This is a genomic window from Ferrovibrio terrae (genome assembly GCF_943372915.1).
Taxonomy (GTDB): Bacteria; Pseudomonadota; Alphaproteobacteria; order Ferrovibrionales; family Ferrovibrionaceae; genus Ferrovibrio; species Ferrovibrio terrae_A.
In genome coordinates this window covers 16341-30306 of sequence record NZ_CALSAN010000001.1, presented here as the reverse complement: position 1 = coordinate 30306, position 13966 = coordinate 16341, and the positions used below count along the sequence as shown (strand labels likewise).

The 13966-nt window shown below is 64.9% G+C and carries 14 protein-coding genes; 11 read left to right on the top strand and 3 right to left on the bottom strand.

Annotated features, from left to right (window positions below):
• Nucleotides 1-114 precede the first annotated feature (114 nt).
• From murJ to AAG821_RS00145, 4 genes are all read left to right on the top strand, one after another.
• Nucleotides 115-1662 (top strand): murein biosynthesis integral membrane protein MurJ, encoded by a 1548-nt coding sequence (gene murJ / locus AAG821_RS00160; protein ID WP_341909174.1) that lies wholly within the window; start codon nucleotides 115-117, stop codon nucleotides 1660-1662.
• Nucleotides 1663-1781: 119 nt separating this feature from the next.
• Nucleotides 1782-2792: a tryptophan--tRNA ligase gene (trpS, locus tag AAG821_RS00155; protein WP_341909176.1), complete on the top strand. Its 1011-nt coding sequence runs from the start codon at nucleotides 1782-1784 to the stop codon at nucleotides 2790-2792.
• A gap of 77 nt (nucleotides 2793-2869) precedes the next feature.
• Nucleotides 2870-3832: a DUF2333 family protein gene (locus tag AAG821_RS00150; RefSeq protein ID WP_341909178.1), complete on the top strand. Its 963-nt coding sequence runs from the start codon at nucleotides 2870-2872 to the stop codon at nucleotides 3830-3832.
• A gap of 61 nt (nucleotides 3833-3893) precedes the next feature.
• The gene (locus AAG821_RS00145) at nucleotides 3894-4400 is read left to right on the top strand and encodes a universal stress protein (RefSeq protein ID WP_341909180.1); all 507 of its coding nucleotides are present in this window, start codon (nucleotides 3894-3896) and stop codon (nucleotides 4398-4400) included.
• Nucleotides 4401-4410: 10 nt separating this feature from the next.
• On the opposite strand, the gene AAG821_RS00140 is transcribed toward AAG821_RS00145, so the two are convergent.
• Complete coding sequence (locus AAG821_RS00140; RefSeq protein WP_341909182.1) at nucleotides 4411-4980, bottom strand: PAS domain-containing protein; 570 nt, start codon at nucleotides 4978-4980, stop codon at nucleotides 4411-4413.
• Between the two features lie 52 nt (nucleotides 4981-5032).
• Nucleotides 5033-6313, bottom strand: a complete 1281-nt coding sequence (locus AAG821_RS00135) for an adenylate/guanylate cyclase domain-containing protein (RefSeq protein WP_341909184.1) — start codon at nucleotides 6311-6313, stop codon at nucleotides 5033-5035.
• Nucleotides 6314-6486: 173 nt separating this feature from the next.
• Between AAG821_RS00135 and AAG821_RS00130 the strand changes: the two genes are divergently transcribed.
• The 7 genes from AAG821_RS00130 (at nucleotide 6487) to AAG821_RS00100 (ending at nucleotide 12980) form a co-directional block, all read left to right on the top strand.
• Nucleotides 6487-7056 (top strand): NifU family protein, encoded by a 570-nt coding sequence (locus AAG821_RS00130; RefSeq protein ID WP_341897964.1) that lies wholly within the window; start codon nucleotides 6487-6489, stop codon nucleotides 7054-7056.
• Nucleotides 7057-7313: 257 nt separating this feature from the next.
• Nucleotides 7314-8426 (top strand): glucosaminidase domain-containing protein, encoded by a 1113-nt coding sequence (locus tag AAG821_RS00125; protein WP_341909186.1) that lies wholly within the window; start codon nucleotides 7314-7316, stop codon nucleotides 8424-8426.
• A gap of 181 nt (nucleotides 8427-8607) precedes the next feature.
• Nucleotides 8608-9105 carry an RT0821/Lpp0805 family surface protein gene (locus AAG821_RS00120; RefSeq protein WP_341909187.1) on the top strand — a complete coding sequence of 166 codons (498 nt, stop codon included), beginning with the start codon at nucleotides 8608-8610 and terminating at the stop codon, nucleotides 9103-9105.
• Between the two features lie 4 nt (nucleotides 9106-9109).
• Entirely contained in the window at nucleotides 9110-10123 is a 1014-nt protein-coding gene (locus AAG821_RS00115; protein ID WP_341909189.1) for a tetratricopeptide repeat protein, read from the top strand.
• A gap of 12 nt (nucleotides 10124-10135) precedes the next feature.
• Nucleotides 10136-11113 (top strand): DnaJ C-terminal domain-containing protein, encoded by a 978-nt coding sequence (locus tag AAG821_RS00110; RefSeq protein ID WP_341909192.1) that lies wholly within the window; start codon nucleotides 10136-10138, stop codon nucleotides 11111-11113.
• Nucleotides 11114-11266: 153 nt separating this feature from the next.
• Nucleotides 11267-12103, top strand: coding sequence for an N-acetylmuramoyl-L-alanine amidase (locus tag AAG821_RS00105; protein WP_341909194.1), 837 nt, complete (start codon nucleotides 11267-11269; stop codon nucleotides 12101-12103).
• Between the two features lie 100 nt (nucleotides 12104-12203).
• Nucleotides 12204-12980 (top strand): sulfite exporter TauE/SafE family protein, encoded by a 777-nt coding sequence (locus AAG821_RS00100; RefSeq protein WP_341909196.1) that lies wholly within the window; start codon nucleotides 12204-12206, stop codon nucleotides 12978-12980.
• On the opposite strand, the gene AAG821_RS00095 is transcribed toward AAG821_RS00100, so the two are convergent.
• A complete protein-coding gene (locus AAG821_RS00095) occupies nucleotides 12960-13856 on the bottom strand; it encodes a LysR family transcriptional regulator (RefSeq protein ID WP_341909198.1) in 897 nt (298 codons plus the stop codon). The two genes, AAG821_RS00100 and AAG821_RS00095, sit on opposite strands and share 21 nt — an antisense overlap.
• Nucleotides 13857-13966: the final 110 nt, after the last annotated feature.

Genomic DNA, 13966 nt, shown 5'->3' with positions numbered 1-13966 from the left:
GCACCCGCCTCCCGAGGGTGTGATGCCCGGCACGGTGGTCTGACGGCGGAATAGTGGTGCGGCTGTAACGACTTCCCTATACTCGCGGCGCCCCTGGAACCTAGCCGCCCACCGATGTCCCTCTTCCGCGCCATTGCCACTGTCGGCGGTCTGACCATGATCAGCCGTGTCGCGGGATTCGTGCGCGACCTGCTGATTGCGCGCTATCTGGGCGCCGGTCCGGTGGCGGATGCCTTCTTCGTCAGCCTGCGGCTGCCCAATTTCTTCCGCTCGCTGTTTGCCGAAGGCGCCTTTACCGCCGGCTTCCTGCCACTGTTCAGTCGCACCGAGGCCAAGGAAGGTCGTGCCGCCGCCCAGCATTTTGCCGAGCGTGCCCTGTCGCTGCTGCTGGTCACCACGCTGGCCTTCACCCTGGTGGCGCAGATCGCCATGCCGCTGGTGATCCTGGTTTTGGCGCCGGGCTTTGCCAACGACGCCGTGCGCTTCCCGCTGTCGGTCTCGCTCACCATCATCACCTTCCCCTACCTGCTATTTATCAGCCTGGCCTCGCTTTACGGCGCAATCCTGAACTGCTTTGGCCGCTTCTTCGCCATGGCGGCGACGCCGATCATGCTGAATCTGGTGATGATCGCCGGCATGCTGTGGCTGACGCCCTATACGCCCAATGCCGGCTATGCGCTGGCCTGGTCGACCCTCATCGGCGGTATCCTGCAATTCCTCTGGCTCGCCTGGGATGTGCGGCGCGCGGGCCTCAGCCTGCGGCTGCGCCGCCCCTTGATCAACGACAAGGTCCGCCGGCTGTTTCGTCTGGTATTGCCGGCGGCATTGGGTGCCGGGGCCACGCAGGTCAACCTCGTGGTCGGATTGATCCTGGCCTCCTTACTGCCGGCGGGCGCGGTGTCGTATCTGTTTTATGCCGACCGCATCAACCAGCTCACCGTCGGCGTGGTGGGGGCTGCCATTGCCACCGCCCTGCTGCCCACCCTGGCCGGCCAGCTGGCGCGCGACAATCACGCGGCGGCGCGCTACACGCAGAACCGCGCGATGGAATTCGGTCTGCTGCTGGCAATGCCATCCTGCATCGCCCTGCTGGTGATCCCGTTCCCCATTGTCTCGATCCTGTTTCAGCGCGGTGAATTCGATCTGGCCACGGCACGTGAAACCGCCAGCACGCTGTTTGCCTATGCCTTCGGCCTGCCGGGCTTCGTGCTGTCGCGCACCCTGACCCCCAGCTTCCATGCACGCCAGGATACCAAGACGCCGGTCAAGCTCGCCCTGGTGACGATCGCGGTGAATGTCGGCCTCAGCCTGGCGCTGCTGCCGGTCCTCGCCCATGCCGGGCTGGCGCTGGCAACCGCGGTGGCGGCCAATGTGAACACCCTGCTGCTGCTGATCACGCTGCACCGGCGCGGCCACTGGCAGGCCGATGACCGCCTGAAACAGCGGGCGCCCCTGATTCTGGTCTCTGCCGCGGCGATGGGCGTGCTGCTGGTGCTGCTGGATCGCTTCGCGCTGCCTGAGTGGTATGCCGGCGGGTTCTGGCTGCGGGTCTCGGCCCTGGTCGTCCTGGTCGGCAGCGGCCTGCTGGTCTATCTGTTCAGCACGATCTTGCTGGGCGCCACCCGGCCGGGCGAATGGAAGGCGATCCTGCGGCGCAGCTGACCTGACGCTGACGACTCTGCCGGCCATTGACGTTGCCGGGCAGCCCGGCGATAACCGCGCTCGATTTTCTTTTCCCACCATCGGGGCCTTCCACCGCCCCATCGTCCAAGGGACATTGCATGGCCTTCCAACGGCGCATCTTCTCGGGCATCCAGCCCACCGGAAACCTCCATCTCGGCAACTATCTCGGCGCGGTGCGCAACTGGGTCGCGCTGCAGAAGGACTACGAGTGCATCTTCTGCATGGTCGACATGCATGCGATCACCGCGTCCCTGCTCGATCCCGACGAGCTGCGCCACAGCACGCGCGAACTGGCCGCGGCCATGATCGCCTCGGGCATCGATCCCGAGAAGAACATCCTGTTCAACCAGTCCCAGAATCCCGATCACGCCACGCTAGCTTGGATTTTCAACTGCGTCGCCCGCATGGGCTGGATGAACCGCATGACGCAGTTCAAGGAAAAGGCCGGCAAGGACCGCGAGAATGCCTCGCTCGGCCTCTATGCGTATCCGGCCCTCATGGCGGCAGACATCCTGGTCTACAAGGCGACCCATGTACCGGTCGGCGAGGATCAGAAGCAGCATCTGGAACTGACGCGCGATATCGCGCAGAAGTTCAATCATGACTACGGCAAGGAGTTCTTCCCGCTGACCGAGCCGCTGATCTTCGGCACCGCCACGCGCGTGATGAGCTTGCGCGATGGCGCAAAAAAGATGTCGAAGTCGGATGCGTCTGACCAGTCGCGCATTAATCTCACCGACACCGCCGACATGATCGCCGACAAGATCAAACGGGCAAAGACCGATCCCGAGCTGCTGCCGGAAACGGTGGACGGCCTGGAGGGCCGGCCGGAGGCGCAGAACCTGATGGGCATCTATGCCGCGCTGTCTGACCAGACGCTGGAACAGGCGGTGGCGGCCGCGGCCGGCAAGGGCTTTGGCGACTTCAAGAAGCTGCTGACCGAAACCGCCGTCTCCGTGCTCGGCCCGATCACCGCAGAGATGCGCCGGCTCACCGCCGATCCGGGATATGTCGACGGCATCCTGCGCAAGGGCGGCGAGAAGGCGCGCGCACTTTCGGCACCGATTGTTGCCGAAGTGTACGATACGGTTGGCTTCTTGCGGCCGTAATCGCAGCGCGCAACCTTGAATGAGGCTGGCGGCGGGCCCACATTAGGGGCCCGCCGTCTTTTTGTGGCTGTCACCCGATGATGAACGACACGGTTTCCCGCTCCGCCCTCACTGCATGGCTGCGCAGCCGCTGGCTGCCGGCCAGCGTGATCGCCGTCGTGCTGGTGTTCGGGCTGTATTTCCCGGTCGGCATGCTGATTGCCCACAAGATCGACGACCGCATGGATTACGAAGTGCCGGCCGCTGATCTGCCACCCGGCGGCAGCCGCACGGTGGCGATGGCGGCCGCCCTGATCGATCGCGAGGTCAATCGCAACGGCTGGGTTGCCAACGATCCGTTCTTCATGCCGGGCTCGATGCTCGACAATATGCCGAACTACCAGCTCGGCATGATCCATGCCCTGGGCCGTTTCGCCTTTCAGATGGTCGACCAGATCGGCCGCACGCGCGGCTCGAGCCAGACTGATCGCGATCTGCAGGAAGCCGCCGGCTTGCTGCAGTATTCCGGCACCAAGTGGATTTTCGATTTCTCCACCTCCCTGCTGCCGACGGCGAAATCGGAAGACCAGTATCGCAAGGCGCGGTCGGCGCTGCTCAGCTATAACCAGCGCCTCGGTGCCGGCCAGGCGGTGTTCGAGCGCCGCGCCGACAACCTGCAGGCTACGCTGGAGCGTATCGCGCTGGATATCGGGTCATCCTCTGCAGCGCTCGACCGCCGCATCCGCGAAGGCAACGACACGCTGGTCGACTGGGAGGCGGATGACGTTTTCTACAGCGTCAAGGGCCAGCTCTATGCCTATTACCTGATCCTGCGCGAGCTGAAGCAGGATTATCCGAACCTGGTGCGCGATCGCGAACTGTCCGGCACCTGGGATCAGATGCTGGCCTCGTTTGCCGCCGGTGCCGGCCTGAAGCCGCTGGTGGTTTGGAATGCCAAGCCGGATGCGATGATCCTGCCCAACCATCTGGGCTCGATGGGCTTTTACGTCGAACGATCCCGCACCCAGATCTACGAGATCATCAACATCCTGCAGAAGTAGGCGCGACTCGCAATCGTATCGGCCATTGCCTTCGGGCCGGCGGCAGGGCAACCTCTCCCGCATGAGTGAAGCCAAACCGATATCGGCCGCCGAACAGCGGCGCCGCAGCAAGTTCCTGGTCGTCGTCGACGATACGGCGGAGGTGCGCGTTGCCGTGCGCTATGCCACGCGGCGCGCCCGCAACCTCCGTTGTGGCGTGGTGATGCTGCGCGTGATCGAGCCGGTGGACTTCCAGCAATGGGCCGGGGTTGCAGAGATGATGCGCTCCGAGGCCCATGAAGCCGCCGAGGATCTGCTGCAGAAGCTGGCCGAACAGGTCAACCAGGAGTCCGGTCTGATGCCGGAACTGGTGATCCGCGAGGGCGTCGCCAAGGATGAACTGCTGAAGCTGGTCGATGAAGATCCCGATATCCGCATGCTGGTGCTGGCCGCCGCGCCGGGCAAGGGCAGCGAAGGTCCGGGTCCCCTGGTCTCGGCGCTGGCCGGGCAGATGGCCGGCGATCTGAAATTCCCCATCACCGTGATTCCCGGTGCGCTCACCGACGAGCAGATCGATCGCCTGACCTGATCCCCCTGATCTAGTCGTCTTCAGCCATCGCAAGATCGATGACATTCTCGGCGATCACCGTGGTGGTTACCGGATCATGCAGGTGGTCGATCGGGCGACCGTCATGGCCGGGCAGCCGGTCGTAAAGCGCAAAGCCAAGCACCGCATCGATACGCGTGCGATCAGCCGCCAGCGGCAGCAGCAGGCGGCGGAACTGCATGATCGGCCTGCCGCGCTGGCTCCAGTGCTGCACCACATAATGGCCATAGCCAGTCATCACGGTGCGGTAATTGGCGGTCACGCGGTTGAGCTGTTCGCCGGTAAAGATCTCGTCGAGATGGCGGTGGCTCAGCTCGAAGCCAAGCTGTTCGCGCACGGCAACGCCCGTCAGCACATAGCGGAAGCGTGCGCCATCATCGATGGCCTCGACCATGAAGATGTTGGGCAGCAGCTGCTTGAGATCGAAGGGATCGATATCGTCGCGTGCCGGGCAGAGCTGAACACCGCGCCAGCGCTGCCAGCAGGACAGCACATGACTGAGACGCGCATCATCGACCAGCTGTTGCGGCGTGGCGTTCATGCGCCAAGTCTGAACCGCCATGCGGGCGGCGGCAATCGCAAATCTCGCGGTTGCAAGCCGATGTGATCGGGAATTACTCGTAGCCGGCGAGGCGCGCGGCCGGCAGGGTGAACAGCTCCTGCGGCTCGCGAACGCCCCGTAAGACATGGAAGCCGACCGATTCCAGCCGATAGGCGGCGTCGCTGGCGCGATTGATTGCATCGGCAAAGGCCGCTGAAGCCAGCAGCGGCCGGTCGACGGCCTTGGTCTGCGCTTCCAGCCGCGCCACTTCGTTAACGGCGCGGCCGATCACGGTGAAGTCGAGGCGGTCGCGCGCGCCGATATTGCCGAACACCACCTTGCCGACATGCAGGCCGAGGCCGACCTTGAGTGGCGCCACGCCGGCGATGGCACGGCCCTGGTTGAGTTCATGCAGGCCGGCAAAGGCATCCTCGCCGGCGGTCAGGGCGCGGCGGCAGGCGGCTTCCAGGGTGCTGCCATCCTCGACCCGGAAGATCGCCAGCAGACCGTCGCCGATGAATTTCAGCACCTCGCCGCCATGGGCGTGGATCGGACCGGCCATGGCATCGAAATAGCGGTCCAGCGTCGCCACCACCTCGACCGTCTCGTTGCGGTCGGAAAAGGCCGTGAAGCCGCGCAGGTCCGACAGCCAGATCGCCGCCTCCACCTCGTAGCCCTGGCCACGCCGCAGATCGCCCTTCAGCACCCGCTCGGCCGGACTCTGGCCCAGATAGGTGGTCAACAGGTCGTGGGTCATGCGCCGGCCGGCCTCCAGCTCCATGCGCAGGGCGATCAGGGGCATCAGCTCCATCAGATAGCTGAGTTCCTCGGGCCGGAAGCCGCCCGGCCGGTCGGTGGCGAAGCTCATGAAGGAGACATTCTGGCCCTTCTTGCCCATGCCCGGTCCCTGGGTGAACCGCATGGGCAGAACCAGATAGTCGGTCACCCCGAGTGCCTTCAGCTCGGGCAGGATGCCGAAATCCATCGGGGCATCGGGCTGTTCGAGCTGGCGGCGGATGGCGGCCGCCCCCTCATGGATCACTGCGATCGGGCTTTTCAGGTATTCGTCGGTCTGGAACACGTCATGGCCGCGCTCGGCCATCTTTACCCCCTGGTCGCGCTGCCAGACAAAGGCTCGTGTGGCGGTCAATGGGTGCATCGAGGGCAGGCCGGTGGTGACCCGAAACAGCGGGATGCCTTCCTCGAGCAGATGGCGGCAGAATCCATCGAACAGCGCGGTCATCGGCATCACTTTGCCGTCGTGATCGAGCAGCCAGCGGGCGGCCGGAGTGAGAACAAGCCGCGAATCGGGCCAGCTGGGCAGGCGCTTCACGCCGGCCACCGGGTCGCTCATCACTCCACAGCCCTGGGGACAACCTGCAATTTTATCCACATCGGTTTAAAATCTTCCAAAACTTGCGCCGTTTGCGCAATTTCCTGTCTTGGCCATGGTTTTGCCACAGCCTTTAGCCTTGATATTTGCGGACCCCGCGACCAATTTCCAGTCCACCTTACGAGACCCAATGAATGTTCATCCAGACTGAAACCACGCCGAACCCGGCGACCCTCAAATTCCTCCCTGGCCGCGATGTGCTGGGCGGGGCCTTTGTCGGCGGCTCGGTCGACTTCACCGAGGCCGAATCGGCCAAGGTGTCTCCGCTCGCCACCCGCCTGTTCGCGGTGTCGGGCGTCGAGGGGATTTTCCTGGGATCTGACTTTGTCACCGTCACCAAGGGCGACGCCCGCGACTGGACCGAGCTGAAGCCGGCCCTGCTGGGCGCGATCATGGAGCATTTCATGTCCGGCCTGCCGGTCATGGATGCCGGGGCGGGCAGCCAGGATGTCGAGGAGACCTTCGATCCGGCCGACAGCCAGATCGTCGTCCAGATTAAAGAATTGATCGAAACGCGGGTTCGTCCCGCGGTGGCCCAGGATGGCGGCGACATCATTTTCCGCGGATTCGAGCGCGGAGTCGTTTTCCTGCAGATGCAGGGGTCCTGTTCCGGTTGCCCCAGTTCAACGGCAACCTTGCGCTACGGCATTGAGAACATGCTGAAGCATTACGTGCCCGAAGTATCCGAAGTACGGGCCGTTTGAGTCTCCGTCGGTTCCGGCGTTTCGGAACTATCGGTAGTTCACCGCGTTTCCTGATGGGGGATCGCACATAGGGCAGCGCCCGGTAGAGTCCGACGTGTTGTGTCGGCTGTGCCGTGGGACTGGCGCTGATAACTGTGGAGGTTTGACCCATGACGGCACATCGCGATCGGCGATTGCTTGCCATTGGATCGGACGTACGTCTGATTTTTGCCGGTTTCGGCCTGTTGCTGGCCGTCGGCTTGGTTTCCGGAGTGGGGGTGGGTTGGCTTTCGAGCCGCCAGCTTTCGCATGTTCCCGAGGTGCAGGTGGCGCAGGCCACCTCGAATCTCTCGGTGGGCGAATCCGTACATGAAGCCTGGGATCGTCTGCGCCAGATTGCGCAGCTCGACTGGCGTTCGGTGGTCGAACCGCGCGCCGTCGTGGCTGATGCCAATCCGGCCGGCGTTGCCAAGAAAGCCAATGATGCGCCGGCGGTGAGCGCCGCCGATGCCTCGCGTCGTATCGCCGAGGTGCGCCAGCTTTCGCCTTACCGCACGGCGATGCGCGCCGATACCGACCGCACCGTCGATGCCATGCTGCGTCGCTTCGAACAGGAAGGTTTCGACCTGGTCGAATTGCGCAATGCCAATGGCCAGGTGGAAGTGCCGCGCATTTTCCTCGCCTCGCTGCCGGTCGATATCGCCGACGTCAACCTGACCGAGAAGCGCAAGCGCGCGTTTCTGAAGGTGATGCTGCCGCATATCCTGCGCGAGAATGAGCGCATCACGGCTGATCGCGAACGCCTGACCCAGCTGCACCAGCGCATCCAGTTCGGGGCCACCTTGAGCGTGCGTGACCAGCGCTGGCTCGAACAGCTGGCCGAACAGTATGGTGTCGATGACGTCGACACTGCCGAACTGCTCAACCGCGTCGATGCCGTGCCGCCGGCCCTGGCGCTGGCGCAGGCGGTGGAAGAATCGGGCTGGGGCACCTCGCGTTTCGCGCTGATGGGCAATGCCGTCTTTGGCATGTGGACCTGGAATCCGGGCAGCGGCCTGGTGCCGGAAAACCGTCCCGATGGCGAAACCTACGAAGTGCAGCGCTTCAAGAGCCTGGAGCATTCGGTTGCCGCCTATATGCGCAACCTGAACTCCAAGACCAGCTACCGCGAGTTCCGCGACAAACGCGCGGGCATGCGTGACCGCAATGCGACGCCTGACAGCTATCAGCTGGCCGGCACGCTGCATCGCTATTCGGTGCGTGGCCCCGATTACATCCGCACCATCCGCTCGATCATGAAGTCGAACGGCTTGGAGCAGTTCGATGCTTCGCGCCTGACCGACGAACCGAACCCGCTGCTGACCACGCTGGATCTCTTCGGCAAGTCGTAGTCGCAACGCTCTGATAACCATAAAAAGCCGGCCGACACTGATTCGGCCGGCTTTTTTGTCGCCAGCCATCGTCTCGGCCCGCCTTGCAGCCGTGTTAACCGCACCAATATACTGTCAGGTAAAGGATTCGCCGGCCGAGAGGCCCGGCGCATACAGATTCGGTTGACCCAAGAGGATAGTCATGACCACCCGTGTTTCGCGCGTTCTGCTGGTGCCCGTGCTGCTCGGCAGCCTCGCCCTCGCCGCCTGCCAGAATAATGGCCAGGGTCCGGAGATGAACAAGGAGAATATCGGCACCGTGCTCGGCGGCATCGGCGGTGCTGTGCTTGGCGCCCAGTTCGGCAAGGGCACCGGCCAGCTGGTCGGCGTTGCCGCTGGCGCCCTGGCCGGCGCCTATCTCGGCAACCAGATCGGTTCCTCCCTCGACAAGGCCGACAAGGCCCAGATGGAGCAGGCCAGCCAGAAGGCCACCACTGCGCCGATCGGCCAGCCGATCTCGTGGCGCAATCCCGACAGCGGCAATTCCGGCACTGTGACGCCCACCCGTGAAGGCACGGCGGCAGACGGCGCCTATTGCCGCGAGTTCCAGCAGTCGGTGACGGTCAGCGGCAAGACCGAACAGGCCTATGGTACGGCCTGCCGTCAGCCCGACGGCAGCTGGAAGATCGTCAACGGTTGATCGCATGACCCCTGCCGGGCGTAGCAATCGGAGGTGGGGTGCATCGCACCCGCTGCTGGCCGCTGCGTTCGGGCTGGCCCTGGTTGTTGCGCCGGCTGCCGCGCATGCCGATTTTGCCCAGGGCGTGCGGGCCTATGAAGCCGGCGACCACAAGGCTGCCCTGGACGCCTGGCTGCCGCTGGCCGAGCGTGGCGATGTGGCCGCGATGCGCAATGTCGGCCATCTCTATCGCTGGGGGCAGGGCGTCGAGAAGGATGTGCCGCAGGCCATGCAGTGGTACCGCAAGGCGGCGGAAACCGGCTTTGCGCGGGCCCAGGCCAATCTTGCCGCCATCTATCTGCAGGGCGACGAAGGCGTGCCGATCGATTACCCCGAAGCCCGCAAGTGGTTCGAAGCCGCCGCCAAGCAGGGCCATGCGGTGGCGCAATATAATCTTGGCCTGATGTATGAACTCGGCCTGGGTGTCGAGAAAAACGATGCGGTGGCGCTCGGCTGGTACAACAATGCCGCCAAGGCCGGTCAGCCTGATGCGCTGGAGCGTCTGTCGCTGCTGGTGATGCGCCGCGACGATGCGACAAAGGCGGCAGCCGCAACGGCGCCGACCCAGACTCCCTCCGATGCACCGCGCGCGGTATCGGCCGACGAGCGCACCGAAAGTGCCGGCAGCAGTGCGTCGCCGGTCGCGGCTGCGCCGCCCGCCGCGCCAGCATCAGCCCCGGTGACGGAGTCTGTGCCGGTTCCGGCACTGGCCTCGCCGACTGAAATGTCGCCGGCCATGTTCGAGCCGCCTGCTGTGGTCGCCGCCCCGGCGCCGGCGCCAGCGCCAGCGCCAGCGCCAGACAACAAGCCACAGGAAACAGGCTTCCCCTGGTTGTTCGGGCGTATTTACTCGGCGATTTCTTCCGGTGGCGGTGTCTCGATTCCGGATATATTCGAGGGCTCACCGGCAACCCCCGAAACCCAGCCGGTTGAACCGGAGAATGGCCGCAAGGCCGATGAACCGGTTTCACGGCCATGAGGACTCACCGCGATGCGTGATCCCTATCAAGTGCTGGGCGTGGCGCGCGGTGTAAGCGCGGAAGACCTGCGCAAGGCCTATCGCAAACTCGCCAAGGAATTCCACCCCGACCGCAACCAGGGCAACGAAAAGGCGTCTGAGCGGTTCAAGGAAATCTCCGCTGCCTATGATCTGCTGGGCGATGCCGAGAGACGCGGCAAATATGATCGCGGTGAAATCGATGCCTCGGGCCAGCCGCGGGCGCGCGGCTTTGGCGGTGGCGGTTTCCGCCCCGGTGGGGCTGCCGGCGGCGGTGCTGGCGCCGGCCCCGGCGGTCCTTTCGGTGGCTTCGGCTTCGATCCCCATGCCGGCGGCGAGGATATCTTCGACGAGATCTTCGGCCAGATGCGGCGCAACCGTAGCGGCGCCGCGGGGGCCGGTCCGCGCAATGCCAACCGGCCGATGCGCGGGGCCGACCGCCATTTCAATCTCAAGATCGGCTTCCTGGATGCCGCGCGCGGCTGCAAGCGCCGGCTCACCATGCCCGATGGCAAGCAGCTCGATGTCGCCATCCCGGCCGGTCTGGTCGACGGCCAGCAGATCCGCCTGCGCCACCAGGGCGATGCCGGCCGCAATAAGGGCGAAGCCGGCGATGCGCTGATCGAAGTGACCGTCGAGCCGCATCCGTTTTTTGTCCGGCAGGGCGATGACCTGCATCTGGAATTGCCGCTGACGCTGGACGAAGCCATCCTCGGCGCCAAGATTCCGGTACCGACCATCGACGGCATGGTGGCGGTGAGCGTGCCCAAGGGTGCCAGCTCGGGCACCACGCTGCGGCTCAAGGGGCGCGGTTTTCCGCTCAAGGGTGGGGCGTCGGACCAGCGCGGCGACCAGTATGTGAAGCTGAAGATCGTGCTGCCGGAAAAGCCCAACTCGGCGCTTGAGAAACTGATCGAGGGCTGGGTCAAGTCGAACAAATACGACGTGCGGGCCAAATACACGGTCGATTGAGACGCCCCGGGCCTCTTAACGAAGCCTTCACCATCTCCTGACAGCCTAGACTGAGGTTCTCCCTTTACGCGCCAATCTTGTTGCGGGGGAGTCCTGTGGACTCTATCGTCCGCACCAACGGTCGCCGATTCGCGGTGGGCATACGCTTCGGTCATGTATACGCGTCGTCTCGTCCTTACCTCTCTGCTCGGCCTGCTCGGCACCACTGCCCTGCCGGCTTCGGGGCTGGCTGCCGCCGATCGGAAGGTGCCGCTGCCCGGTCGCAAGCCGGCACCGGGAGCTGCACCGAAACTGCCGCCGCGTCCGCCGGCCATTGTCATCCTCGATCCCGGCCATGGCGGCCGCGACCCGGGCGCCATCGGCGTCACCGGTACCGAGGAGAAGGATGTCACGCTGTCGATCTGCCTGGGCATCCGCCAGATGCTGGCCGGTCATCCCGATATCAAGGTATTTCTCACCCGTGACCGCGACAGCTATATCCCGTTGCCCAGCCGCGTCGCCTTCGCCCATGAGAAGAACGCCGACCTGTTCATCTCGATCCATGCCGATGCGGCGCCCAACCGGGCCGCCCGCGGCCTCTCGGCCTATACGCGCGCCGACAAGGCGACCGATGATTTCGCCCGTCGCCTGGCCGACCGCGAAAACCGGGTCGATGCCGTCTATGGCTTCGATGCCGGTGCCACCGACAGGCAGACGGCCGCCATCCTGATCGACCTGGCCCGCCGCCACGGCCATAACGCCTCACTGGCGGCCAAGCGCCGCATCGTCACCGGCGTCGGCAATCGCGTGCTGCTGCTGGAGAATCCGATGCGTGCGGCGAATTTCGCCGTGCTGCGCTCGCCGGCACTGCCCTCGGTGCTGATCGAGACGGGCTTCCTGAGCAATCCGCAGGATGAGAAAATCCTGCGCAGCCCGAAAAGCCGCGCCGAACTGGCGCGCTATCTGGCCGACCAGATCGCGCCGGTTGCCGTCGATCTGCGAGAGGCGTGACATAAGCCGTCATGCCCGGACTTGATCCGGGCATCCCATTCCGTTTATTTGCGCCAGGACAAATGGGACCCTCGGGTCAAGCCCGAGGGTGACAAGGAACATGCTGCCTGATCTGTTTCCCTTTCTCATCGCCGCCTCCGGCGTTTTCCTGATCGCCTTCATGCGCGGCGCCTTTGGCGGCGGCTTTGCCATCGTCGGCATTCCGCTGCTCTCGCTGGCGATGGACCCGATCACGGCCGGCGCCGTGCTGGCACCGCTGTTCATCGCCATCGATATCGTCGCCTTTTTCTACTGGCGGCCCGGCACCTGGTCGAAGCCGGATGCCAAACTGCTGCTGCCGATGCTAGCCCTCGGCATCGCCTGCGGTTTCTGGCTGATGAGTATCCTCAACCGCCATGCCGTCGAGGTGGCGATGGCGCTGATCACGCTGGTCTTCGCCGGCCTGTGGTTCCGCAGCGGCGGCCAGGTACGGCAACAGCCGCGCGTACCGGCGAAAGGCCTGCTGGCCGGTTTCACCGCCGGCATTACCACGATGGTGGCGCATTCCGGCGGACCACCGCTGGCGATGTATCTGCTGCCGCTGGGCCTGGCGAAAGTGGTCTATGCCGGCACGACGAGTCTGTTTTTCACCGTGGGCAATGCGCTGAAGGCCGGACCCTGGCTGTATCTGGCGCAGCCCGATGCCCGCACCTGGATCCTGATGGCCTGCTGCCTGCCGGCCGCACCGCTTGGCGTCTGGCTCGGCTGGCGCCTGCATGAACGGCTCAACCAGCGCCAGCTGTATCGCATCTGCTACGGCCTGCTGGTGGTGACGGCGCTCAAGCTGTTATGGGATGGCCTGGAAGGATTTGGCCTGTCAGGCTTCCTGCACGGCTGACCAGAAATCCTCGGCGATGCGCGTGCCGCGCTCCCGCTGCCGGTACAGTCGGATATCGACCGGAATGCTCCAGGCCTCATTGCCGGCCGGCACCAGGGTCTTGGCCGCGAGATCATCAACGATCAGGCTCTGTGGCAGCCAGGCGATGCCGCGGCCATCGCGCGCCATGGCGCGCAGCACCGTGCCCTGCGGCGCGATGAAGCTCACCCGCAGCGGCAGACTGGTTTCGCGCCGGCCCAGCATCGCAGTGACGATGCGGCCCAGCCCGGAATCCTCGGCATAGGCCAGATAGGGCAGGGCCTGCGATGCATCATCCAGCGCGTGGCGGGGTTTGCCACCGCCATCCGGTGCGCAGACGGGCAGCAGCCGGTCCTGCGCCAGGCGGCGATACAGAAAGCGGTCGGGCGGCAGGCGATTGGCCACGGCATCGTGGCCGTGACAGAGCAGGAACTGGCTCTGGCCCTGCAGCAATGCTTCCTCGCCGGCCTGCATGCTGCCCGACATCAGGCGGATGGCGCCGAGCCGGGCTGCGATCTCCAGGCCGCGCAGCCAGTCGGGGAAGAAGGTGAGCGACAGCGCCTGGGTGGCGGCAAAGATCAGCGTGGCGGTCTCCGCCTGTTCGGCCTGGCGTGCCTCGTCGCGCGCCTGCGCCAGCCGCCGCAGCATGTCGCGCACGGCCGGCAGGAACTGCTCGCCGGCCGCGGTCAGCCGCACCGGCTGGGCCGAGCGATCAAACAGCATGACGCCGGCCCAGTCTTCCAGTGCGCGGATGCGGCGGCTGAAGGCCGGCTGGGTCATATGCCGGGCCTCGGCCGCGCGGGAAAAGTTGCCCGCTTCGGCCAGCGCCAGGAAATCCTCGAGCCAGTTGAACTCCATAGCCGTCCGGTGCCGTCCTTACGCGGGGTGATGCGATTGGGGAATAATCAATTCCGAATCTGGCATTGGCCGCGGCCCGCTGTCCATGACTAGGATGGCGTCATCACAGA